Source organism: Streptomyces sulphureus DSM 40104 (genome assembly GCF_000381025.1).
GTDB classification, from domain to species: Bacteria; Actinomycetota; Actinomycetes; order Streptomycetales; family Streptomycetaceae; genus Streptomyces; species Streptomyces sulphureus.
The window spans coordinates 340,840-363,530 of sequence record NZ_KB905815.1 but is presented as its reverse complement, the minus strand read 5'-3'; the positions used below and the strand labels follow the sequence as shown (position 1 = coordinate 363,530).

Here is a 22,691-nt window from a genome sequence, read left to right as displayed (position 1 = left end):
CACCGTTGTTTATTCCGGCGCCTTGCGACGAGGCCCCATTGTTAGAGCGTCCAAATCCGCAGATCAAAGGCGTGACGTACTACCCGGCATCGTTGAAAGTCGCTTTTCTCTTTCCCCTTTCCTCCCCGCTGTGCTGGCACCGGCGCCCGGCACGTCGACTAAGCACGGTCGTAAGTGATCTGCGCCCTATGTCAGGCGTCACAGGAAACAGGGGTTTGTGTCACCTTCCGCTCCGAAAGGTGCGCGAGGGGTGAGTTCCCTAATGCCCGAAATGGCCATGTATGGCCGTAGGTTGAGGGTGCCGGGACCACCCGTGCACGAGAACGGGGCCGGAAGCCGCCCGCAGGCAGTGCTTCCGGCCCCGTGCCACGCTCCGGCTAGCGCAACCAGAGGGTGACGGTGGAGCCGCGCGCGGACTCCTCCCCGCCGTCGGGCGACTGGTTGAAGACGCTGTCCCCCACGAAGAGCCTCCGCACCTTCACCTCGAAGCCGGCGTCCTCGACCTTCTCGCGCGCCTCGTCCTCGTCCATCCCCTCGACGTCGGGGACTTCGACCATGTCCTGACCCTTGGAGAGGGTGAGCGTCACCGTCTGCCCCTTGGCCGCGGTGCGCCCCTCGCCGGGGGACTGCCGCGCCACATCACCCTCGTCCTCCTCGGAGAAGACGCGCTTCGCGGCCGTCCGCACCTCGAACCCCGCCTCGCGCAGCTCGTCCCTGGCGTCGCTCTCGCCCTCACCCACGACGTCGGGCACCTGGATCGGTGCGCCCTTGGAGACGGTGAGCGCGACGGCGGCGCCCGGCCGGCGCTCGGCGCCCGGCTTCGGGTCGGTCGAGACCACCGAGCCCCGCGCCGCCTCCTCGTCGAACTTCCGCTTCACCGTACCGGGTGCGAGCCCGGCGTCCTTGAGCTTGCGCTGCGCGTTGGCGAGCGGGGTGCCCGAGAGATCGGGCACCTTCACGATCTGCGGACCGCGCGAGACCGAGAGCGTCACGGTGCCGTTCCGCCGGACGCGGTCGCCGGGCGAGGGGTCGGTGGAAACCACGTGCCCGCGATCGGTCCGCTCGCTGTACTCCCGCTCCACCTCCACGCCGAGGCCCGCGTCCTGGAGCGTGCGCACCGCCTCGGCCTGGGGACGGTCGAGCACCGCCGGCGTCTTGGTGAACTGACCGGAGTTGATGTACCAGATGCCGGTCCCCACCAGCAGCACGAGCAGCACACCGAGCGTCACGAGGACCCAGAGCGACCTGCCGCGGCGCGACGGCGGCGCCGGCTCGGGCGGCGGCGCGCTCAACCGGGTGGTCCGGTCGACGGCGTCCTCCGCAGGCCCCGCCGGACGCGGGATGACGGTGGTGCTCGCCTCGCTCGCAGGGCTCGCGCCCTCGGAGGTGGCGGCAGGGGGGACGGCGTCGAGCTGCTCCTCGGTGAGCGCGGCGCGGACGGCGCGCGTCTCGGAGAGGAGCGCGACGGCGTCGTCGGGGCGCAGGTCCGGGTCGCGTGCCGTGGCGCGCGCCGTGAGCGCGTCGAGCTCGGGCGCGAGGCCGGGGACGCTCTCCGAAGGCGCGGGGATCGGCTCGTTGAGATGCCGGTAGAGGACCTGCGCCGGGGTGCCGCCCGTGTGCGGCTTGGCGCCCGTGAGCATCTCGTGCAACATCACGCCGCACGCGTACAGGTCGGCGCGCGGGTCGGCCGTGCCGTCCTCGATCTGCTCCGGTGCGAGGTAGGACACGGTGCCGAGGACGGAGTCGGTCGTCGCCGAGGTCTGGGTGTCCACGGCGCGGACGAGTCCGAAGTCGGCGACCTTGACCCGGCCGTCCTCTCCTATGAGGACGTTCTCCGGCTTCACGTCCCGATGGACGAGCCCGGCCCGGTGCGCGGCGCCGAGCGCGGCGAGCACCGGCTCCAGGATGTCGAGCGCCGCCCGCGGCTGGAGCGCTCCCCGGTCGCGCAGGACGTCCCGGAGCGTGCAGCCCGAGACGTACTCCATGGCGAGGTAGACGTAGTGCCCGTCCGTGCCCTGGTCGTAGACGCCGACGACGTTGGTGTGGCCGAGCCGCGCGGCCGACTTGGCCTCCCTTATGAACCGCTCGACGAAGCTCTCGTCCCCGGCGAGCGAGGGGTGCATCACCTTCACCGCGAGGACCCGGTCCAGGCGTGTGTCCACGGCGCGGTAGACGGTGGCCATGCCGCCCACCGCGATCCGCGCTTCCACTCGGTAACGGCCGTCGAGGACCTGTCCGAGCATGGGGTCGTCGCGGTTCGACCCGTGGGACGGGTCCTGAAGGGTCGTGTCCATCGCGGAGAGTCTACGAGCCGACGACGGTCCGGCCGGGAGCGCGGGCGCCGATTGCAGCCCAACGGTGACAAGCCGTCGGGTCAGCCGAAGGCGGGACGCTCCGGATCGAGCGCGGCGACCCCCTCGGCGGGCGACGACGCCTCGGCGATGCGTCGCACCGGTATGCGCCCCGCCTCACGGGCCAGCCGCCCGGCCTCGACCGCGTGCCGCATCGCCGCCGCCATCCGTTCCGGGTCCTGCGCACGCGTCACGGCGGAGGCGAGCATCACGCCCGCGCACCCGAGCTCCATGGCGAACGCGGCGTCCGACGCCGTACCCGCGCCCGCGTCGAGGAGCACGGGCACCCCGGCACGCTCGGTGATCAGCTCGAAGTTGTGCGGATTCCGGATGCCGAGCCCCGAGCCGATGGGCGAACCGAGCGGCATCACGGCGGCGCACCCGGCGTCCTCCAACTTCCGTGCGAGTACGGGGTCGTCGTTGGTGTAGGGGAGGACGGTGAACCCGTCCTCGACGAGGACCTCGGCGGCGTCGAGGAGTTCGACCGGGTCGGGCAGGAGCGTCCGCTCGTCCGCGACCACCTCCAGCTTCACCAGGTCGGTGCCGAGCGCCTCACGTGCGAGCCGTGCGGTGAGGACGGCCTCGCCCGCGGTGTAGCAACCGGCCGTGTTGGGGAGGGCGCGGATGCCGTTGCGCTCCAGGACGCTCAGGACCGAGCCCCGCACCGTCGGGTCGAACCGGCGCATCGCGACCGTCGTCAGCTCGGTGCCCGAGGCGAGGAGTGCTTGCTCCAGCACCTCCAGGCTCGGTGCCCCACCGGTTCCCATGATCAGCCGGGAGCCGAAGCGGGCGCTGCCCAGGGAGAGTTGGTCGAGGTCGGTGAGCGGCGCAGTCGCCGTGTCGGTCATCGGTCAGCCTCCCTGGACGGCGGTGAGGATCTCCACGCGGTCGCCTTCGCCGAGCCGGGTGGACGGCCACTGGCTGCGCGGCACCACGTCCTCGTTGACGGCGACGGCCACGCCGGACGGCGCGGCCGTGGTCTCCGCGACGAGCGCGTCCAGCGCGAGCCCTCGCTCGACGCGTCGGACGGCGCCGTTGACGGAGAGCGTGACGGGTGCGGCGTCCTCTGTGGGCATCGCCTCTCCTTGTCTCGTGTGGGGTTGCTCGGTCGGCGGGCTGCGCGCCGGTCACCGGCTGCCTACGAACCGGTCGGGCGCGAACCCCCGCGCCTCCGGCGGCAGTTCACCCGTGGTGAGGAGCGCGCCCATGGCGTCGCCCGTGACGGGGGTGAGCAGCACGCCGTTGCGGTGGTGCCCGGTGGCGTGGAGGAGCCCGGGGAGCGGCGAGTCGCCGAGGAGCGGCGCGTTGTCGGGGGAGCCGGGGCGCAGCCCGGCGAGCGTCTCGACGAGCGGGAGCTCGGTGACTCCCGGGACGAGCACGTGCGCGTTGCGGAGCAGCTCGTAGACGCCGCCCGCCGTGACGCTCGTCTCCCACCCGGTCTCCTCGCTCGTCGCGCCGACGACGAGTTCACCGCCGCGGCGCGGCACCAGGTAGACCGTGTGCCCATGGACCACGGCGCGGACGGTGCGGGTGAGGAAGGGGCCGCCGGCCTCCGGCATGCGCAGGCGGAGGACCTGGCCTTTGACAGGACGGACCGGAGGAGCGGCTTCCGGCGGTAGCCCGGCGAGTTCGCCGCTCCGGCAGCCCGCGGCGAGCACGGTGCGGGCTGCGTCGAGGCGGGTGCCGTCGGCGAGGTCGAGGCCCTGCGCGCGCCCGGCGGAGGTGCGCAGCCGCACCGCCGTTGTGCGGTGCATCGCGACGTCCGCGCGAGTGCATGCGGTGACCAGGGCGGCGCCGAGGAGCCGCGGGTCGACCTGGTGGTCGCCGCCGGCGCGCAGGGCGCCGCGGACGGAGGGTGCGAGCATCGGTTCGAGGCGCCGGGTCTCGCGGGCGCCGAGCCACTCGGAGTCGAGCCCGCACCGCAGGTGCAGCGCGTGGAGCTCGCGGAGCTGCGCGCGGTCGTCGGCGTCGAAGGCGACGGCGAGCGTCCCCTCGGTGCGATAGCCGACCTGCTGCCCGCTCGCTTCCTCCAACTCCTCGACGAACGAGGGGTACCGGGCGAGCGAGGCGAGGTTGAGCGCGAGCAACCGCTCCTCGCCGTGGTGGAGTTCGGTGACGGGCGCGAGCATCCCCGCGGCGACGTGCGCTGCGCCGCCGCCGGGAGAGGGGTCGACGACGGCGGTCCGCAGCCCGTGCTGCGCCGCGCGCCACGCCGTCACCAGGCCGATGAGCCCGCCGCCGACCACGGCGACGTCCGGGGTCGAACGCGTACTGGACATGGGCGCGGTGCTCCTCCCTTCGCCGGTATGAACCGGATCAGGTTCGTACGGTCGGAGGCCGTCAACCTCCCTCTCAGCCCGGTGCGCCGGGCTCCCGCGGTGCCGCCCGAGGGCCGGCGACCGGGCTTCCGGCTCCGCCGTCGGTGCGGCTCTTCGTGCGTACCGCCGCCCAGCCTACTGCTCCCTCGCCGAGTGCGGGCCGCGCGGTGGGGCAGGGGGCGCATAGAGTGACGCGGGTGAGCGAGAGTCAGAAGCGGCAGCGTGTGGTCGTCGCCGGTGCGGGGATGGCCGGGGTCCAGACGGCGGTGCAACTGCGGGAGCAGGGCTGGCAGGGCGAGATCCGGCTGCTCGGCGCGGAACCGCACCACCCTTACGACAGGCCGCCGCTCTCCAAGGCGGTGCTCCTCGACCGCGCGGCCGAGGAGCCCCCGTCGGGTCCTACCGCCTTCGACATCGACTTCGCCGCGCTCGACGTCGACCTGGAACTGGGCCGCACGGTCACCGCGCTCCGCCCCGGCGAGAACGCCGTCGAGACCGACGCCGGCCCCGTCCACTACGACCGGCTCGTCCTCGCGACCGGCGCGGAACCGCTCCAACTTCCCGGCGCAGCAGGCGTACCCGGCGTCCACCAACTCCGCACGCTCGACGACGCGGCGGCGCTGCGCCCCGTGCTCGCCGCGCGGGGACGGATCGTCGTCGTCGGCGCCGGCTGGATCGGCGCGGAGTTCGCGACGGCCGCGCGCGAACGCGGCTGCACCGTCACGGTCGTCGAGGCGGCGGACGAGCCGCTGCCGGGCGCGCTCCCGGCCGAGGTCGCGGCGCCGATGCGGGCCTGGTACGAGGAGAGCGGCGCCGAACTCCGCACGGGCGCGCGGGTGGTGGGCGTCGAGCCGGGCCGTGTCCTGCTCGACGGGGGCGCCGAGCTGCCGGCCGACGCCGTCCTCGTCGGCATCGGTGCCCGCCCGGCGACGGACTGGCTCGCCGGCTCGGGCGTCGCACTCGGCAGCGACGGCTCCGTCCTCGTCGACGACCGGCTGCGCACCGACGTCCCCGGCGTCTACGCCGTCGGGGACTGCGCGTCCTTCCCCTCCCGCAGGTACGGCGAGCGGCTCCTCGTCCACCACTGGGACAACGCGTTGCGCGCCCCGCAGATCGTCGCCGCCAACCTGATCGCTGAGGGGCACCCCGACGGGGCGGCCGAGGACCTCGTCCACGACCCGGTGCCGTACTTCTGGTCGGAGCAGTTCGGCAGGTTCGTGCAGTACGCCGGGCACCACGCCCCCGGCGACGACCTGGTGTGGCGCGGCGATGCGGGGGACGCCGCCTGGTCGGTGTGCTGGCTGCGGGACGGCGTACTCGTCGCACTGCTCGCCGTGGGCAGGCCACGGGACCTCGCCCAGGGGCGCAAGCTGGTGCAGCGGGGAGCCCGGGTCGACCGTGCGCTGCTGGCGGACGCCGGACTCCCGCTGAAGCGTGCCGCCTTGGAGGGGTGACCCGGGCGTCCGGGGTGCGCGGTGGGCCGGTTGCGCAGGCCCGTCTAGTGGCTGTCGGTGGCAGATGGCACTCTGGGAAGCGTGACCGAGATTGACGCGAAGACCGATGCTCTCGTCCCCGCCTGGATCACCCTTCCCGACGCCGCCGAGGAGCTCGGCGTCGAGGTGACCCGAGTCCGCCAGTTGGTCAAGGAGGGCCAGCTGATCGCGGTGCGGCGCGGAGAGGAGCGTGTGCTGCAGATCCCCGCCGCCTTCCTCGGGGAGGGCAGGATCGTCAAGGGCCTCGCCGGGACCATCACCCTGCTCAAGGACGACGGCTTCACCGACGAGGAGATGCTGGAGTGGCTCTTCACCGAGGATGAGAGCCTCCCGGGAAGCCCCGTCACCGCACTGCGGGAGAACCGCGGGACGGAGGTGAAGCGCCGGGCCCAGGCGCTCGCCGTCTGAGTGCGCCGGCGCGCTCCGCGCCGGAACCTTGAGAGAGTCCCGCGGCCGCCGGTCGCGGAGAAGACCGATGCTGTGCGGGCCGCGTGCGCGGCCCGCACAGCGCTGCGCAGGGGGAGAGACCCATGCCCGCCAAGCCGACGGAGCCCGCACCCGAGGGCGCCTGGCTCCGCCAACGCCTAGCCGACGCCCGGCTGTACCTCTGCACCGACGTGCGCCGCCGCCAGGGGGACCTGCCCGCTTTTCTCGACGCCGTCCTCGCGGCCGGCGTCGACATCGTCCAGCTCAGGGAGAAGGGGCTGGAGGCGGGTGAGGAGCTGGAGTACCTGGAGGTCTTCCGCGAAGCCTGCCGCCGGCACGGCGCCCTGCTCGCCGTCAACGACCGCGCCGACGTCGCCTTCGCCGCCGGCTCCGACGTCCTCCACCTCGGCCAGGGCGACCTCCCCCTCGGGGCGGCCCGCAGCCTCCTCGGTCCCTCGCCCCTGCTCGGCCGCTCCACTCACGCCGAGAGCGAGGCAGCGGCGGCCGCCGCTGACCCGGAGGTCGACTACTTCTGCACGGGCCCGTGCTGGCCCACCCCCACCAAGCCCGGCCGCCGCGCCCCCGGCCTCGCGCTGGTGCGGTATGCGGCTTCGCTGGGGACGGCGAAGCCGTGGTTCGCGATTGGCGGGATCGACGAGGGGAACCTGGACGAGGTGATGGAGGCCGGAGCTTCGCGGGTGGTTGTGGTACGCGCAGTGACCGATGCGGCGGACCCGGGTGCGGCTGCCGCGAAGCTCGCACGACGTCTCCGTCGCCGTTGACCGGCGGCGACGTCGATGCCAGTCGGCGTCGCCGCTCGTCAAGAGGCCAATGTCCGTCCAGTTACTGGACACTTTCCGTCAGAGATAAGGGGAACAATCTGTACAAGGGGGAGCATTCTGAAAAACTTTTCTGCCCGCTCGCAGGAAGGTGGCACTAGCCTTCAGCCATGGCCATCGGTATCTCACCCCCAAGGACCGAACGTTCCCTGACCGTCCGCGACCTGCTCGCCTCCGGCGAACAGTCCTTCTCCTTCGAGTTCTTCGCACCGAAGACGGAGAAGGGCGAGCGGACCCTCTGGGACGCCCTGCGCCGTGTCGAGGCCGTCTCGCCGACCTTCGTCTCCGTGACCTACGGAGCCGGCGGATCGTCCCGTGACGGAACCGTGCGGCAGACCGAGCGGATCGCGGCCGAGACCACACTTACCGCGGTCGCCCACCTCACGGCCGTCAGCCACTCCCGGGCGGAGCTGCGCAACGTCATCGGCCAGTTCGCCGACGTGGGGATCACGAACGTCCTCGCCCTCCGCGGCGACCCGCCCGGCGACCCCATGGGCGAGTGGGTCAAGCACCCCGAAGGACTGGAGTACGCCTCCGAACTCGTCGAACTCCTCAAGGAGTCGGGCGACTTCTGCGTCGGTGTCGCCGCCTTCCCCGAGATGCACCCGCGCTCCACCGACTGGGAGACGGACATCAAGCACTTCGTCGACAAGTGCCGGGCAGGCGCCGACTACGCCATCACGCAGATGTTCTTCGAGCCGGAGGACTACCTCAGGCTCCGGGACAGGGTCGCAGCCGCCGGTTGCCAAACCCCGATCATCCCGGAGATCATGCCCCTCACCAACATCGGCCAGCTGGAGAAGTTTTCGCAGCTCTCGGGGACGACGTTCCCCAAGGCGCTGACGGATCGGCTGCAGGCCGTCGCGGACGATCCGGCGGCGGTACGCTCTGTTGGCATCGAGTACGCCACTGAGATGTGCGAGCGGCTGCTGTCCGAGGGCGTCCCCGGGCTGCACTTCATCACGCTCAACCACTCAACGGCGACACTGGAGATCCACCAGAATCTGGGCCTGACCAACAAATCCTGAGCCCACGGCGCCGGCTCGGGAGCGGGAGAGGGGCGTACATGGGCTGGACGGTCCTCTACATCGCATTCGGCGGCGTCGCGCTCTGGCTGCTCGGTGAAGTGCTGATGCAGCACAAGGCGCGGCTTCGCTGGAGGGTGCTGGCCTTCCTCGGGTTCATGGGCGTCGTCGTCGGCACCCTGATGCCCTCGATGCTGGTGATCGCGGTGGGTGTCGCCGCGTTCGCCGTCGGCCAGACCTTCGTGACGCTCTCCTACCGGCGCGGATTCGCCACCGGCTGGGCCCTCGGCGGTATGCCGGGGTCCAGCCGGCGCCGCCGCGACGACGCCGCGGACTCCGAGCCCTCGCTCGAAGTGAGCGATCTGGAAGCCGGCCCCGTGCCACCGCAGGCGCACGGCGCCCCGCACGCCGAGGTGCAGGAGGACGCCCCTGCCGCGTACGCCGCTGCCGATCCGGGCCAGGAGACCTTCTACGACCCGTACGGCACCTTCCAGGACGGTTACGCACAGCAGCCGTTCTACGGCGAACAGCCGTCCCACGCCTATGCGTTCGCCGACCAGCAGTACGACCAGCCTCCCCAGCCCGACCCGTACGAGTACGCCGGCTACCAGGGCTACGACAGCTACCAGGGCTACCAGCCGTGGACCGACGGCTACGGCCAGCCCGCCTACCAGGACCCCGCCTACGGCACGGCGGCCCTCGACGAGGGCCCCAACGTCTTCGGCGGCACCGGGTACGCCCCGCAACAGCCCTACGCTCCGCAGCCGGACCACACCGCGGCCCACCTCGACCAGGCGTCCAACCCGCCCTACCCCGCGGCCACTTACGGCTGGGACCAGGGCTACCAGCCGGCGCCCACGTACCAGCAGCCCGGCGACACCCCGCCCGGCGGCGTCTGGGTTCCGCAGCAGCGGGCGCCCGAGGCCCAGCAGGAGCAGCAGTACCAGTCCTGGCAGCAGGGCTACGGAAGCGACGGCCAGGGCGTCCCGTACACACAGCCCGAGTACGGGTACGAGCAGTACGGCGAGTACCAGCAGCCGCAGCAGGACGAGCAGCAGAACGGCTACTACGGGGACTGGCGGTACTGACCGACCCGGGTGGCGGGCGCCCGGCTCAGTACGACCCCTGCCAGCCGTCTCCCTCCACGATCAGCCCGGCGACGAGCGCTCCCGACATCCCCGCGTGCGCCAGTCCGCCGCCCGGATGCGCCCAGCCGCCGGCACGGTAGAGCCCCGGCAGCTCGGCCGTGTTCGTCCGGGTGTCGCGCTGCCCGGAGAGCGCGGGGCCCGGGACCGCACCACCGGGGGCGCCGGTCTGCGTTGCGACGTCCGCGGCCGTGCGCACCTCGCGCCACAGCACCCGGGGACCGAGGCCCAGCCCCGCGGCGTCCGCGGCGGCGAGGAGCGCGTCGGGGTCGGGGCTGCGGCCGGCCGGGACGTGGGCGGTGAGGACGGCGGCCTCGTGGTCGTCGTCGGGGCGCAGGGCCGGGTCGTCGGGGCGCAGGACGGTGACGGGGGCGGGGGAGTCCGCGCGGTGGACGAGCGTCCGGTGCGGTGTGTCCGCGGGCCGGCCGCCGCGGAGCGCGAGCAGGACGGTGCAGCGTGCGGGCGCGGTGGGTGCGTCGGCCGGTCGTCCGGGGCCGGGGGCGGCGGCGATCACCAGGTCGCTCGACTCGGTGCTGCCGTCGGCGAGTTCGACGCCTGCCGCGCGGCCTGCCGCCTCGTGGACGGCGCGTACCTCCGCGTCGAAACGGAATGTGACGCCCCGCTCGCGGCACCGCTCGTGGAGCGCCTCGGCGAGCGCCCGCAGACCGCCGCCGACATACCAGGTGCCGAAGGTGTGCTCCAGGTACGGCAGTACGACGGCACTCGCGGGCGCGCTCGCCGGGTCCACGCCGAACCCGGCGACTTGCGCCGAGAGCAGCGCAGCGGCCCGACTGTCCCCCAGCTCGCGCAGGACCGTGTGCGCGAACGAGGGCGCACGCCGGCGGAGCACCCCGCGCCGGGGCGCGGAGTACGGGTCACGGCGCGCGACCTCCGGTCGGCGCGCGCCGGCACGCAGCGGCTCCTCCAGGAGCGGGCGCCGGGTGGCGTCCCAGACGTCGCGCGCCTTCCCCATCAAGGCGGCCCACCGTTCGCCGACGCCCGGTCCGAGGCCGCCGTCGAGCGCCTCGATCGCCTTCCCGCGCGACGAGTTGGGGAAGTCGACGCATCTACCGCCGGGGAAGAGATGCCGCGCGGCCGGCTCGACCTGCCGCATGTCGACGGCGTCCTCGAGCGGGCGGCGGCCGGTCTTCACGAAGAGGTCGCGGTAGACGGCGGGAAGGTGGAGCAGCCCGGGACCGGTGTCGAAGGCGAACCCGTCGCGCGCGAAGCGCCCGACGGAACCGCCGTACGTCCCCGTGCGCTCGTAGACCTCGACGCGGTGGCCCGCGGTGGCCAACCGCGCCGCCGCCGCCATCGCACCCATCCCCGCGCCGATCACCGCGATACGTGCCATGGCCCGTGACTCTAGCCGCGCGTCCGGCGGGGGCCGCGTCCGGCCTGTCCGCCGGGGTGCTCAGCAGCGGTCGTGCGGCGGTGAGTACAGGTACTCACGGCGACTCAGCGTGCTGGTTGAGTACCCACGCGGATGGGACGGAAGCGGCAGGAACGGCAGAGTGATGCGCAGCCGGGACGCACCCGGGACCGCCGGCACGGGGCGGCGGTTCGGGAGCGTCCCGCGCGGTACGGGGGGATACGGGGGAAACACCGGGAATCGGGGGATTCCGGTGCACGGGGGAACGGGGGAACGGGGGATGCGCCGTGCGCGTCTCCGGTGGCCGAACGGCTACCGGGGACGCGCACTGCCGCCTACCCGCCCCTGGAGCAGCAGCGAGAGCGCGGCGTGCACGTCCTCGAGGGACCGCTCCGGTTGGAACGCCTTCCAGTCGAGCGCTGCCACCAGCACCATCCCGACGAGCGCGGCCGCGGTGAGCGGGACGTCGATCTCCTCGCTCAACTCGCCCTCGCGCACGCCGTCCCGGAGCACCTCCTCCACGATCGCGACGGCCTGTTTCCGCACGACGAGCAGGGTGTCGTTCCAGGCCCTGTTGGTCCGCCACAGCTCCGCCACGTAGAGCTGGGTGAAGGCGGGGTACCTGTCGATGAAGACCAGACCGGCTCTGATCATGCGGTCGAGCGCGTCGACGCGGGTGCCTCCGGCCGCGATCGTCTCCGTCGCCGCTTGCTGGAGGTCCGCTGCGAGCAGCCCGACGCCGTGCCGCAGCAACTCCTCGAAGAGCTCCGTCTTGCTGCTGAAGTTGTAGTAGACGGTGCCTTTGGCGACTCCCGCGCGCTCGGCGATCTCCTCCACCGTCGTGGAGGAGAAGCCCTGTTCGGCGATGAGGGTCACCGCAGCGTGGAAGAGCTTCTGCCGGGTTGAAACCCGGCTGCGCCTGCCCTTCGGGCCGGACTCGTCCTCGGCTGCGCCGCCCGCCGCGGGCTGCGTGCCGCCCGTCCCGTTCGCTGTGGTCCTCCTCGACATGCGTCGATTCTCCCTCCTCACAGCGCCAGCTCAGGACGGAGCCGGTCGACGGTCCACACCTGGCGCCGGCGCGCGGTCCACGCCGTGAGCGCCAGCGCACCCGCCGCGTACGCGGCGAGCACCCCGCACGCCTGCCACACGGGGCCGAGACCGCCACCGGTGATCAGATGCCGCAGCCCCTCGACCACGTAGCTCATCGGGAGGAAGGGGTGGAGTGCGTTGAAGAACTCCGGGCTCGTCTGGATCGGGTAGGTGCCGCCGGCCGAGGTGAGCTGGAGCATGAGCATCGCGAGCACGAGAATGCGCCCCGCCGGACCGAAGCGGGCGTTGAGGAACTGCACGATCGCCGTGAAGCAGACCGTCACCAGCAGCAGAAAGCCCACGGTGCCTGCGCCCCTGGCGAGTTGGAGCCCGAGGCCCCAGTGCAGGACCGCGAGGAGCGCTCCCGCCTGCGCGACGCCGAGCCCGGCCACCGGCAGCCAGCCGGCGAGCGCGATCCGCCATGCCGGGGCTCCGGCCGCCAGCGCGCGCTTGCTCAGCGGCGGCAGCAGCATGTACGCGATCATGGCGCCGACCCAGAGTGCGAGCGGGATGAAGTACGGAGCGAACCCGGTGCCGTAGTTGGGCGCCGCGTGCGCCTTCTCCGACTCCAGGCCGACGGGGTCGGACATCGGCCCCGTGCGGTCGTTCCGCTCCTCGTCGCCGAGGTCGGGTATCTGCTTCGCGCCCTCGTGGAGCCCCGTGGCCAACTCGCCGGAACCCTCCGAGAGTCGGACCAGTCCGCCCTTGAGGTCGCCGGCTCCGGCCTGGAGGCGGCCCGCGCCCTCGTCCACCTGGCCCGCGCCGCGGTCGGCGGAAGCGAGCCCCGTGTGCAACCGCGAGGCTCCCTTGGAGACCTGCTGCGCGCCGCGGTCGAGCTTGTCGATCTGGCGTACGGCGGAGTCGAGGTCGTCGCCGAGCGCGGGCGCGCGGTCGGCGAGGAGCGTCGCGACGCCGTGCAGGTCGTCGAGGCGCTCACCGAGCCGGTCGAGGTTGCGCTGCTCGGCCTGGTCGGCCACGAAGTCGTTGACGTCCGAGGCGACTTCGGCCGAGCGCTCGGCCGCGTCGACCGCCTTCTTCAGCGCCGGGCACTCCGGATCGGCGGAATCCTCCCCGCAGCGCGTGCGCTCCAGCACGGCGAGGGTCTTCGCCGCGCGCTGCGCCTCCGACTCCGCCTTCCGCGCCTCCCGGGGGAGCGCGCCGAGGTCGTCCTTGAGCTCCTTGCTCGCACGTGCGACGCCGCGTGCGGTCTTCTCGATCTCGTCCCCGTGCTCGTCGAGGACGGGCCGGAGCGCGTCCGCCGCCTTGTTCACCTTGCCGGCGAGCTCTCCCGTGCCCTCCGCGACCTGCGCGGAGCCCTTCTTCAACTTCCCCGCGCCCTTGCGGAGTTCGGAGGTGCCGGATTTCAGGTCGCCGGTGCCCTCGTGGAGTTCGCCGAGCTTCTCGTCGAGTTCGCCGGCGCCGCTCTTCGCTTTGCCGATGCCGCTGCCGAGCTCGTCCGCTCCCTCGGCGGCCTCCGAGGTCTTGCCGTGGAGGGTGGAGAAGGAGAGGTAGATCCGGTCGTAGAAGCCGCGCGACACCTTGCTGGAGGCGGCGGCCCGCACCTCGGAGAAGACGGTGCGGGAGATCTGCCCCACGATGTAGTTGCTCGCGTCGTTGCTCCGCACCTGGAGGGCGCCGGTGTCCGGGTCGTCGCCGGAGGCCGAGCCGACCTTCTTGCTGAAGTCGGACGGCATGGTGAGCGAGAGGTAGTAGCGCCCGTCCTCGACGCCCTCGCGGGCGTCCGCCGCGTCGGTCTCCCGCCAGTCGAAGGTGTCGCTGTCGTGGAGCGCCTCCACGATCGAGTCGCCGACGTGCAGCTTCTCGCCGGATATCGCGGTGCCCTCGTCCTCGTTGACGAGCGCAACCGGTATCCGGTCGAGCCGCTCGTAGGGGTCCCAGAACGACCACAGGTACAGGGCGCCGTAGAGCAGCGGCAGCAGGACCATCGCGACGAGCGCGGCCCGCGGCATCCGTCCCCTCGTGAAGCGCTTCAGCTCAAGCGCGGCCAGCCTCGGCGAACGCATCCCCGCTCTCCTCCCCTTCCTCACGCTCCGGTCGGTCCGCCTCGTGGTCCGGTCGGGTCCGGACCACGACGGCATCCGGTGGTGCCTGGGTGCACGCGGCGAGGACGGTCGTCCCCGCCGCGGCGAGCCGCCGGAGCAGGGCCCAGGCCGCTTCCCGCTCCGCTGCCGGCAGGCCGAGTTCGACGTCGTCGACGGCGAGCACCCGCGGCTCGGCCACGAGCGCGAGGGCGAGCGAGAGTCGCAGCTCGTCGAGGCGCTCCAGGTCGCGGACGCGCGTGCGCGAGCCCTTGGGGAGCTCGTCCGGGTCGAGGCCGACGGCGTCGAGCGCGGCGTGCGCCCGCTCCCGCACGTCGGCCGTACGCCGTCTGCGCGAAAGGAGCAGCGCTCCGGGGCGTCCGACGAACCTCCGCTGGAGCAGCACCCGTTCACGCAGGTGCTCGGCGACGCTCAGCGACGGATCGAGGTCGGTGACGCCCGGCATCGAGCCGACCGCGCTGATCCGCCGCACGGCTGCCATCTTCTTCGGCAGGGGGTGCCCGCCGACCTCCGCCCGTCCCGAGCTGGGCTTCATACGTCCGGTGAGCGCCAGAAGCAGGCAGGTGCGCCCCGATCCCGCGGGGCCCTCCGCCGCCACCAAAGCGCCGGGTGCCGCGTCGAGTCGGACGTCGGTGAAGACGGGCCCGTGCGGCCCGACGAGGCCGAATTGCTCGGCGTGCACCGCGGCTCCCTCGTCGGCGGAGCGCCCGGGTGCGCTCCGACGGCGGGGCATGCGGCGTCCGCTTTGCTCGGCCTCGTTGCGGCGCGCGGTCGGCCCGGCGTCCGTCCGGTCGTTCTCGTCTGCGGGAGCTCCGCCGGCCTCGTCGTCCGACAACTGGCCCTCCTCTTCCTGACGGCACGCTTAGACTGACTGGTCAGTCCAATTATGCAAGGGCGTGCGACCGGCGCCGCATCCGGGGTCTCCCGCCCTTCCCCGCAGAGGAGTTGGGCGTACCGGCCGAGGTGTTCGTGCAGGTCGGCGGGGAGTGTCAGTGGGTGGCGCCACGATGTGGTGGTACGTCCGGCCCGTCCGGGTCGGAGACGGCCGACAGGAGGTTGGTCCCCGTGGCGCGCACGTCCCGTACACCGCCCCCGGAGCCCTCGCACCGCCGCGCCCAGCGCGACGTCCACCCGGTCCTGCGCCGCGCGGCGACCCCGCCGGCGGCCCTCGAACTCCTCGCACAGGCGCAGTTCGCACTCGACGAGGCCGCAGCGCTCAGCGACCCCAACGACCGCTACGCCGCAGCCCACTTCGCCGCGCTCCGCACGGCAGCGGCGGTCCTCGCGGCCCCCGAGCCGCCGCGCCCCCACCGCACGCCGCGCACCCGGGCCGCACGCCGGCCGATCCGCAGCGCCTGGGAGTCCCTTTCCGAGGCCGCTCCCGAACTCGTCGAGTGGAGCGCCTACTTCGCCGCCGGCGCGCGTCGGCGGCAGCTCGCGGAGGCGGGCGTCCCGGGCGCAGCGGACGAGGCTCAGGCGCGCGAGCTCCTCCGGGCGGCCGGTGTCTTCCTCCGCTCCGTCGAGCGCATGCTCGTCGACCAACCGGCGCTGCCGGGCCCCCGCACCGCCGGCGGGGAGGGAGCGGCATGACGCCTGTCACGGAGCCCGGGGCGGCTCGGTTCGGCGCCGTCCCGCAGGCAATAGGGTGGGACGGCCAGCAACTGAGCCGAGGAGCAGCCGCATGTCCCGCCCGAGCGCATCCCTCCGTACCACCGTGGTCTGGGAGGCACTTCAAGGAGCCCTCGACCAGCGCGCCAAGGCGTCGGGCCGCCACGAGCTCCGCGTCCTCGACACCGGTGGCGGCACCGGCAACTTCGCCGTTCCCGTCGCCCGGCTCGGCCACCGGGTCACCGTGGTCGACCCTTCCCCCAACGCGCTCTTCGCGCTGGAGCGGCGCGCGGCCGAGGCGGGCGTCGCCGAGCAGGTGCACGGAGTGCAAGGGGACGTCGGCGGCCTCTTCGACGTCGTCGAACGCCAGGGCTACGACGTCGTTTTCTTCCACGGAGTCCTGGAGCACGTCGACGATCCGGCGGCCGGTCTGCGCAACGCGGTCGAGGCCCTCCGGCCCGAAGGGGGGACCCTCAGCCTCCTCGCCGCCGGGCTGGGCGGTGCCGTGCTCGGCAGGGCGCTCGCCGGGCGGTTCACCGAGGCGCGGGCCGCGCTCGGCTCCCCCGACGGGCGTTGGGGGGAGAGCGACCCGATGCCGCGGCGGTTCACGCCCGAGGGCCTCGCCGAACTCGTCTCCGGGAGCGGGCTGGAGATCGTCTCCCTGCACGGCGTCAGCGTCTTCACCGACCTGGTCCCGGGCGCGCTGGTGGACACGGAGCCCGAGGGGCTCGAAGCGCTCGCACGTCTGGAGTCGGCCGCAGCCGAGCGCTCGGACCTCCGTGCCGTCGCCGCGCGGCTGCACCTCCTCGCCGAGACGGGGCGGGGGGTCCCACCCACTTCCGGGACCTGAGGGGAACACCGTCGGGGACCTCCGTCCCGGGTTGTCGTGCTCCGTCCCCGTGCTGGTGAGGTGCCCTGCGGCGGAGTTCCTCGCCGCCCGCCCGATCATCGGCCGTGCGCCGTATGATCGGAATGAACCGCCGGGTTGACAGGAGGGTGGTGCGGGAATGAACGCGGAACAGGCCGTGGCCGACCGCCTTCCGGCAGGTCGCTCGTGGTGGGAGGAATTGGCGTAGAGGGGCGGGTTTCACGGGGGCGATTCCCTGCCTATCCTTGAAGAGTCGCATCCGGTCGCCCCCGCGACCGACGAGTAGGAGGACTCCGTGCCGCTCTCTGATCACGAGCAGCGGATGCTCGAACAGATGGAGCGAGCGCTGTACGCCGAAGATCCCAAATTCGCGACAGCGCTCGAAGGAAGTGAGCTGCGCCGGTACACCCGCAAGCGGGTATACCAAGCGGTTGCTGGCTTTCTGGTCGGCATCGCGCTCCTCATGGCCGGCATGGTCGCGCAGCAGGTCTGGGTCAGCGTCGTGGGTTTCCTCGTCATGCTCGGCTGTGCCGTGCTCGCGGTGACCGGCTGGCGCAAGGCCCCCAAGTCCGGGGAGACAGGCGAGCAGGGCGAAGGCCGGCAGGCAGCCGGCGGCTCGTCCGAGGCGACCCGCTCCCGTCGACAGCAGCAGCCGAGACAGCGCCGTTCGATGATGAACCGGATCGAGCAGCGCTGGCAGCGCCGCAGGGACGAGGGTCAGCACTGAGCGGCTGCTGAGGAGCGGCGGGGCAGCTCGCCGCCCGACCCACCACCGATGGGGACCCGGCTCCCAGGGCCGGGCCTCCCGCTTCGTCGCTTCGTCTCCGAGCGTCCGACAAGCAGGTGCGCGAGTGCCGCCCGCATCCGGCGATCGCGTCAACCGCCCGCTGTCGGGCGCTTCTTCATGCCCGGGTCCGCTTTCGGCGCGTCAGGGAGCGTGACGGTCCGCGGTGGTTGCCCGTCCCAACTACCCTCGCCAGAGCGGGAGTTCACCCTTTCGGAGCAACCGCGGGCCACGGGATCGCCGGGCCCGCGGTACGCGCCGTTCGCGGACGGACGCGAGCGGTCACCGTGTGCCTCGTCAGCCCTTGGAGAACCGCGGCGTCAGCCTGCCGACGACCCCCGCACGCAGCGCTGACGAGCGTTCCCGCACGGCCCACCACAGCCGGGCGCCGGAACGCGGCAGGAGCAGCGCCCGCAGGCGCACGCTGCGCGGCGCGGCCCGCCGCAACCCGGCGCGTACGGCTTCCACGTCCTCGCGCACCGCGGGCGCCGGACGCGGCGCAGGCGCGTAGAGGACCTGCTCGACCGAGTCGGCCACGCGGTGCACCGCGGCCGCGGCCTCGCCTTCCAGCTCCCCGACGCGCACCACGCGCTCCGCCGACTTCCGCGGTGTCTCCGACTCCATCGGCACGACGCCGTGATCCCAGGCGGTGTCGAGGAGTTCGCGCCACCCGGAGAGGACCGTCTCGGCCGGCCCGAGACCGCCGCGCAGCCGTACGGCCCGTCTGCGGGTGCGCCACGCGAGAGGCAGCAGAGGTACTGCGAGGACGGCGAGCGCGGCCCCGGCGATCCCGGCAGCCTCGCCCCAGGGGAATCCGCCGCCGCCGGCGCCGCCGGCGGGCGCGGCCGGGCCACCGCACGACGGGTCGGCGCGCTTCTCCTCCGCGGTGCAGGAGGGAGAGTCGGACGGCTCGGGCGTCGGCGAGGTGCTGGGGTTCCGCTCCGGGAGTTGCTCGCCCGGGTTCTCGCTCGGGTCGGGTGCGTCGGGCTGCGTGTAGGGCGGGGCGATGCCGCGGGACGGTGTCGGCTCGAACCGCGTCCAGCCGACGCCCTCGAAGTACAGCTCGGGCCAGGCGTGAGCGTCCTGGAGGCCGACGGCCGTCACGCCGTCGCCGCGCGGGGTGCCGGGGGTGAAGCCCACCGCGACCCGCGCGGGGATGTCGAGGGTTCGGGCCATCGAGGCCATCGCGAAGGAGAAATGGACGCAGAAGCCCTCCTTCTGCTCCAGGAAGTTGACGATCGCCGCCGAACCGCTGCCGGCGCGGACCTGGGTGTCGTAGGTGAACCCGCCGTCGCGCGCGAACCAGTCCTGGAGGCGGACGGCGCGCTCGTAGTCGTTGTCGGCCCCGCTCGTCACCGTGCGCGCCTTCTTGTGGACCTCGGCGGGCAGTGACTCGGGGACCTCGGTGTACTCCCGCTTCAGCGCGGGCGGCGGCTCGGGCGCCTGGCTCAACTGCTCCCGCGTCGGCTCCACTTGGAGACTCTCGACCTCGTACTCCTGGCCGCGCGTGTTCTGCCCCCGGTAGCCGACGACCGTGCGGCCCTCGGGCTCGTACCGCCAGTTCCCGTCGAGCTTCACCCGCTGCGCCGGATACGGCATCGGCAGCCAGTCCTGTGCGTACCAGTCGGCTGCCTTGAGGTTGATCCGCACCTTGTCGGAGCTGACCTCGGGGGAGAGGCCGCGCGGGGCTGGGAGCACCGAGGGGATGTCGGTGATCCTCCGCTCCGAGGGCTTCCAGGCGGAGCCGTCGAACTGGTCGAGCGCGACGATGCGCAGGTACAGGTCGCCCGTCTTCTCCGAACTCGTGGTGTACGTCAGAGCTGTGCGGTCCCGCGGCTGGTTGAGGCTGTCCTGGAGTGCCACCAGCGGATTGACGGCCGAGATCGTGCTGCCGCCGTTCTCCGCGCGGCCCCCGCCCGAGCCGGCGTTCTCCAACAGGCCGCCGCCGAGCGAGGGCAGCACCGCGGGGACGGCGAGGGCGATGCCGAGCGCGACCACACCGATCCGCCGCCCGGTGCGCACCGGCACCGTCGCGCGCGAGCGCCCGCCGAGCGGACGTTCGGGGCCGCGCTCGGCGAAGAGGCGCCCCCACCGCGACAGCCGTTCGCGCCCTTCGGCGAGCAGGAGCAGCAGGTAGCCGGCGGCTGCACAGACGAACCAGAGCCAGGCGAGGCTCCCTTGGGCGAGGCCGGCGGCGACCGAGTAGAGCGCGAGGAGCGGCAGCCCTGCGGGGGCCGCGGTGCGGTAGGTGACGGCGAGGACGTCGACGAGGAGCCCGATGAGGAGCACTCCGCCGACGAGCATCAGCCGGATACCGTCGCTCACGGGTGCCGGAGTGGCGTAGCGGTTGACGTCCTCGGCCCCCGAGGCGAGGAGCTCGCCGAACCGCGCGATCGCGTCGGGTCCCGGCAGGACGGCGCCGATCGCCTGCTCGCGGGTGAAGCTCAGCGTCAACAGCAGTGCGGAGACGACGACTTGGAGCAGCACCGTGAGCGGTCGGGCGAGCGGGACCCGGCGCCCCGCCACACCGACCGCGCTCTGCACGCCGATGAGGAACGCCGCCTGGAGCAGCCACGTCGCCGGTTCGGCGAGCGGCAGCAGCGCACAGGACGCGGCGAGCGTCGCCACCCACCCGCAGAAAGCCAACCTTCCCCCCACGCTCACCGGCCCACCCCTTCCGCAGTCGATCGCCCGGCCTCCTGCCACAGACCGGGAAGAGAAAGCCCGGCCCCGCCGGGCAGCACCTGCCACCCGCCCGCGCGGAGCGCCTGGAGCGCCGGGGGCTCTGCCGTCTGCCCCTGCTCAGACGGCGCGGTGGTGAACGCGAGGGCCCGCGTGGTGCGTTGGCGCATCCGGGCGAGCGTCAACGCCTGTTCCTCGTCGAGCTCGCCGAGGAAGGCGACGAGGAGACCCTCGGAACCCGGCGTCCCGCCGCGCAGTGCGTCGTAGGCCGGGGCGAGGGAGCTGCTCTGCGAGTGGTCGAGAACGGCGAGCGCGTCGAGGAGCATGCCGGCGGTGTCGGAGGAGTCGCCTGTGCTGCCCTCGGGGGTCGCCGAGCCGGCGTCGGTGAGCAGACGCACGGCGTAGCCCCGTTCCAGCAGGTGGAGGCAGACGGAGGCGGCGGCCGAGACCGCCCATTCGAAGGCGGAGTCCGGGCCCGAGCCGAGGTACGCGGACCGGCGGGCGTCCAACAGGACGATGGCGCGGGCCTGTTGCGGCTGCTCCTCGCGGCGCACCATGAGCTGGCCGTACCGTGCGGTGGAGCGCCAGTGCACCCGGCGCAGGTCGTCGCCGTGGCGGTAACCCCGCGGAATGATGTCGTCGTCCCCGGCGTGCGCGAGGGAGCGTTGGCGGCCCTCGCCGTACCCCGAGGCGTCCCCCGTGAGCCGTACGGCGGGCAGCGGCTCGGTGGGCGGTACGACGGTGAGCGTGTCGTGCGTGCTGAAGGCGCGGGTGAGTTCGCACATCCCGAACGGGTCGGTGAGCCGCAGTTGGAGCGGCCCGAGCGGGTACTGCCCGCGCAGGTCCGAACGGACCTTGTAGGAGACCTCGCGCCTGCCTCCCGGCTCCACCCGGTCGAGGACGAAGCGCGGCCGGGGGCCGAGTACGTAGGGGACGCGGTCCTGGAGCATCAGCAGCCCGGTGTGGAGGCGCGAGATGTTGTCGATCCGCAGGTGCACCCGTGCCTCGGCACGTGCGGGCACCCGCGCGGGGGAGAGCCTCCGCGACCCGGCGACGCGGTGCCTGGTGCGGTGGAGCACGAGGACGCACACCACGGGAAGGGCGGCCAACAGCAGGCCGACACGCAGCAGTTCGGGCTGCCCGAGCAGGTAGGCGCAGACGGCGGCGGCCACGCCCGCGGCGAGGAAGGAGCGGCCCCGCGTGGTCAGCCCGCTCAGCGCCGTGCGGAGCGGTCCGCGGCTCCGTTCGGCCTGCGGGGAATCCGGTTGACGGTCGTCGGTGCGGCCCGCGTAGGGGCCGGGTACCGGGCCCGCCGGCATCATCGGGTCCGGGGCTGCGGCGGTCCGTACGGGTAAGGACCGGGCGCGGCCGGAGGCTGGCCCGGCGCCGGGGGCGCCGGGGGTGCAGTCCGTCCGGCCTGCGCCGTACCCGGTGCCGGGGGCGCGGCGGGGGCGCCCGGCGTGGGCAGGGTGCCCACGGGCGGCTGCGGGACCTGCGGGGCGCTGCGTGCTCCCTGCGCCTGCGGCTGCGGCGGTACGCCTGCGCGTTGGTCCTGCGCCGCGGGGACGGGTGTCTGATGAAGGAGCTCGCCGACGATCTGCTCGGCCGTGCGCCGGTTCAACTGCGCCTGTGCGGTGGGCAGGAGGCGGTGCGCGAGCACGGGGACGGCGAGCGACTGGAGGTCGTCGGGGAGCGCGAACTCGCGCCCGGCGAGCGCCGCCGCCGCCTTCGCCGCGCGTACCAGGTGGAGGGTGGCCCGCGGCGAGGCCCCCAGCCGCAGCTCGGGGTGGGAACGGGTGGCGGCGACGAGGTCGACCGCGTACCTCCGGACGGCGTCCGAGACGTGGACCTCGCGGACCGCCTCGATCAACTTGCACACGTCGTGCGCGTGCGTGACCGATCGGAGGTCGTCGAGCGGGGAGGTCGCACCGTGGACGTCGAGCATCTCCAACTCGGCGGCGGGGCTCGGGTACCCGATCGAGACGCGGGCCATGAAGCGGTCGCGCTGCGCCTCGGGGAGCGGGTAGGTGCCCTCCATCTCCACCGGGTTCTGCGTGGCGACGACCATGAACGGCTCGGGGAGCTGGTGCGTCTCGCCGTCGATGGTGACCTGGCGCTCCTCCATCGACTCCAGCAGCGCCGACTGCGTCTTGGGGGAGGCGCGGTTGATCTCGTCCCCGATGACGATCTGCGCGAAGATCGCCCCCGGCTTGAACTCGAAGTCCGTGCGTTGCTGGTCGTAGACGCTGACCCCGGTGATGTCCGACGGCAGCAGGTCGGGCGTGAACTGGATGCGCCGCACCGAGCAGTCGATCGACTTCGCCAGCGCCTTGGCGAGCATCGTCTTGCCGACCCCGGGGACGTCCTCCAGGAGGAGGTGCCCCTCGGCGAGGAGCACGGTCAACGAGATCCGTACGATCTCGGGCTTCCCCTCGATCACGGACTCCACCGAACGGCTCACCGCCCCTGCGGTGGCGCTCAGTTCACTGAGGCTCGCTCGCTCGTCATAGGTCGTCACCCGGCCCTCCTCGGCCCCGTGCTGTTCGTCCTAGTCGCTGACTGGGCATCCCGCTGCCGCAGTCGACCTCCCGTGCCCCTACCGGCGTATTCTTCACGCCCGCGGGGCCTTTC

19 protein-coding genes and 1 riboswitch are annotated in these 22,691 nt (G+C 73.1%); of the genes, 8 read left to right on the top strand and 11 right to left on the bottom strand.

Annotation, left to right across the window (positions count from 1 at the left end; all coding sequences use genetic code 11):
* Positions 1–377: 377 nt before the first annotated feature.
* From pknB to thiO, 4 genes are all read right to left on the bottom strand, one after another.
* The gene (gene pknB, locus F603_RS0109680; RefSeq protein WP_019545808.1) at positions 378–2,294 is read right to left on the bottom strand and encodes a Stk1 family PASTA domain-containing Ser/Thr kinase; all 1,917 of its coding nucleotides are present in this window, start codon (positions 2,292–2,294) and stop codon (positions 378–380) included.
* A gap of 80 nt (positions 2,295–2,374) precedes the next feature.
* Positions 2,375–3,199 carry a thiazole synthase gene (locus F603_RS0109675; protein ID WP_019545807.1) on the bottom strand — a complete coding sequence of 275 codons (825 nt, stop codon included), beginning with the start codon at positions 3,197–3,199 and terminating at the stop codon, positions 2,375–2,377.
* Positions 3,200–3,202: 3 nt separating this feature from the next.
* A complete protein-coding gene (gene thiS / locus F603_RS0109670) occupies positions 3,203–3,427 on the bottom strand; it encodes a sulfur carrier protein ThiS (protein WP_019545806.1) in 225 nt (74 codons plus the stop codon).
* Positions 3,428–3,478: 51 nt separating this feature from the next.
* A complete protein-coding gene (gene thiO, locus F603_RS0109665) occupies positions 3,479–4,630 on the bottom strand; it encodes a glycine oxidase ThiO (protein WP_019545805.1) in 1,152 nt (383 codons plus the stop codon).
* Positions 4,628–4,738, bottom strand: a riboswitch (TPP riboswitch). Its footprint overlaps the gene before it by 3 nt.
* 128 nt (positions 4,739–4,866) lie before the next feature.
* Here thiO and F603_RS0109660 point away from each other — a divergent pair.
* The 5 genes from F603_RS0109660 to F603_RS0109640 all read left to right on the top strand — a co-directional run bounded on the left by F603_RS0109660 (position 4,867) and on the right by F603_RS0109640 (position 9,540).
* Positions 4,867–6,123 (top strand): NAD(P)/FAD-dependent oxidoreductase, encoded by a 1,257-nt coding sequence (locus F603_RS0109660; RefSeq protein ID WP_026328280.1) that lies wholly within the window; start codon positions 4,867–4,869, stop codon positions 6,121–6,123.
* A gap of 81 nt (positions 6,124–6,204) precedes the next feature.
* Positions 6,205–6,570 carry an Rv2175c family DNA-binding protein gene (locus F603_RS0109655; RefSeq protein WP_016906970.1) on the top strand — a complete coding sequence of 122 codons (366 nt, stop codon included), beginning with the start codon at positions 6,205–6,207 and terminating at the stop codon, positions 6,568–6,570.
* A gap of 122 nt (positions 6,571–6,692) precedes the next feature.
* Positions 6,693–7,370 (top strand): thiamine phosphate synthase, encoded by a 678-nt coding sequence (thiE, locus tag F603_RS0109650; protein ID WP_019545803.1) that lies wholly within the window; start codon positions 6,693–6,695, stop codon positions 7,368–7,370.
* 167 nt (positions 7,371–7,537) lie between these two features.
* A complete protein-coding gene (gene metF / locus F603_RS0109645) occupies positions 7,538–8,455 on the top strand; it encodes a methylenetetrahydrofolate reductase [NAD(P)H] (RefSeq protein WP_019545802.1) in 918 nt (305 codons plus the stop codon).
* Between the two features lie 38 nt (positions 8,456–8,493).
* Entirely contained in the window at positions 8,494–9,540 is a 1,047-nt protein-coding gene (locus F603_RS0109640; RefSeq protein WP_019545801.1) for a hypothetical protein, read from the top strand.
* 25 nt (positions 9,541–9,565) lie between these two features.
* Here the strand turns inward: F603_RS0109640 and F603_RS0109635 are convergent, their stop codons facing one another.
* The 4 genes from F603_RS0109635 to F603_RS0109620 form a co-directional block, all read right to left on the bottom strand.
* On the bottom strand, positions 9,566–10,951 hold the full coding sequence (locus F603_RS0109635) for a phytoene desaturase family protein (protein WP_019545800.1): 1,386 nt from the start codon (positions 10,949–10,951) through the stop codon (positions 9,566–9,568).
* 330 nt (positions 10,952–11,281) lie between these two features.
* Positions 11,282–11,977 (bottom strand): TetR/AcrR family transcriptional regulator, encoded by a 696-nt coding sequence (locus F603_RS0109630; protein ID WP_019545799.1) that lies wholly within the window; start codon positions 11,975–11,977, stop codon positions 11,282–11,284.
* A 17-nt stretch (positions 11,978–11,994) separates the two neighbouring features.
* On the bottom strand, positions 11,995–14,082 hold the full coding sequence (locus tag F603_RS0109625; protein ID WP_019545798.1) for a YhgE/Pip domain-containing protein: 2,088 nt from the start codon (positions 14,080–14,082) through the stop codon (positions 11,995–11,997).
* A complete protein-coding gene (locus F603_RS0109620) occupies positions 14,054–14,953 on the bottom strand; it encodes an ATP-binding cassette domain-containing protein (RefSeq protein WP_019545797.1) in 900 nt (299 codons plus the stop codon). Before F603_RS0109620 ends, F603_RS0109625 begins: the two co-directional genes overlap by 29 nt.
* A gap of 230 nt (positions 14,954–15,183) precedes the next feature.
* Between F603_RS0109620 and F603_RS0109615 the strand changes: the two genes are divergently transcribed.
* From F603_RS0109615 to F603_RS0109605, 3 genes are all read left to right on the top strand, one after another.
* The gene (locus F603_RS0109615) at positions 15,184–15,708 is read left to right on the top strand and encodes an SAV_6107 family HEPN domain-containing protein (RefSeq protein WP_019545796.1); all 525 of its coding nucleotides are present in this window, start codon (positions 15,184–15,186) and stop codon (positions 15,706–15,708) included.
* Positions 15,709–15,799: 91 nt separating this feature from the next.
* Positions 15,800–16,576 (top strand): methyltransferase, encoded by a 777-nt coding sequence (locus tag F603_RS0109610; protein ID WP_019545795.1) that lies wholly within the window; start codon positions 15,800–15,802, stop codon positions 16,574–16,576.
* 313 nt (positions 16,577–16,889) lie between these two features.
* Complete coding sequence (locus tag F603_RS0109605; protein WP_019545794.1) at positions 16,890–17,321, top strand: DUF3040 domain-containing protein; 432 nt, start codon at positions 16,890–16,892, stop codon at positions 17,319–17,321.
* 354 nt (positions 17,322–17,675) lie between these two features.
* On the opposite strand, the gene F603_RS0109600 is transcribed toward F603_RS0109605, so the two are convergent.
* The 3 genes from F603_RS0109600 to F603_RS0109590 are packed head-to-tail and all read right to left on the bottom strand — an operon-like array spanning position 17,676 to position 22,578.
* Complete coding sequence (locus F603_RS0109600) at positions 17,676–20,042, bottom strand: transglutaminase TgpA family protein (protein ID WP_037955645.1); 2,367 nt, start codon at positions 20,040–20,042, stop codon at positions 17,676–17,678.
* Positions 20,039–21,379, bottom strand: coding sequence for a DUF58 domain-containing protein (locus tag F603_RS0109595; protein WP_019545792.1), 1,341 nt, complete (start codon positions 21,377–21,379; stop codon positions 20,039–20,041). Before F603_RS0109595 ends, F603_RS0109600 begins: the two co-directional genes overlap by 4 nt.
* Entirely contained in the window at positions 21,379–22,578 is a 1,200-nt protein-coding gene (locus tag F603_RS0109590; protein ID WP_019545791.1) for an AAA family ATPase, read from the bottom strand. Before F603_RS0109590 ends, F603_RS0109595 begins: the two co-directional genes overlap by 1 nt.
* Between the last annotated feature and the right edge of the window lie 113 nt (positions 22,579–22,691).

Bases quoted from the DNA above. Each gene is read 5' to 3' on its own strand.
- pknB (WP_019545808.1), bottom strand. From the start codon at position 2,294: ATGGACACGACCCTTCAGGACCCGTCCCACGGGTCGAACCGCGACGAC.
- F603_RS0109675 (WP_019545807.1), bottom strand. From the start codon at position 3,199: ATGACCGACACGGCGACTGCGCCGCTCACCGACCTCGACCAACTCTCC.
- thiS (WP_019545806.1), bottom strand. From the start codon at position 3,427: ATGCCCACAGAGGACGCCGCACCCGTCACGCTCTCCGTCAACGGCGCC.
- thiO (WP_019545805.1), bottom strand. From the start codon at position 4,630: ATGTCCAGTACGCGTTCGACCCCGGACGTCGCCGTGGTCGGCGGCGGG.
- thiE (WP_019545803.1), top strand. From the start codon at position 6,693: ATGCCCGCCAAGCCGACGGAGCCCGCACCCGAGGGCGCCTGGCTCCGC.
- metF (WP_019545802.1), top strand. From the start codon at position 7,538: ATGGCCATCGGTATCTCACCCCCAAGGACCGAACGTTCCCTGACCGTC.
- F603_RS0109640 (WP_019545801.1), top strand. From the start codon at position 8,494: ATGGGCTGGACGGTCCTCTACATCGCATTCGGCGGCGTCGCGCTCTGG.
- F603_RS0109635 (WP_019545800.1), bottom strand. From the start codon at position 10,951: ATGGCACGTATCGCGGTGATCGGCGCGGGGATGGGTGCGATGGCGGCG.
- F603_RS0109630 (WP_019545799.1), bottom strand. From the start codon at position 11,977: ATGTCGAGGAGGACCACAGCGAACGGGACGGGCGGCACGCAGCCCGCG.
- F603_RS0109625 (WP_019545798.1), bottom strand. From the start codon at position 14,082: ATGCGTTCGCCGAGGCTGGCCGCGCTTGAGCTGAAGCGCTTCACGAGG.
- F603_RS0109610 (WP_019545795.1), top strand. From the start codon at position 15,800: ATGTCCCGCCCGAGCGCATCCCTCCGTACCACCGTGGTCTGGGAGGCA.
- F603_RS0109595 (WP_019545792.1), bottom strand. From the start codon at position 21,379: ATGCCGGCGGGCCCGGTACCCGGCCCCTACGCGGGCCGCACCGACGAC.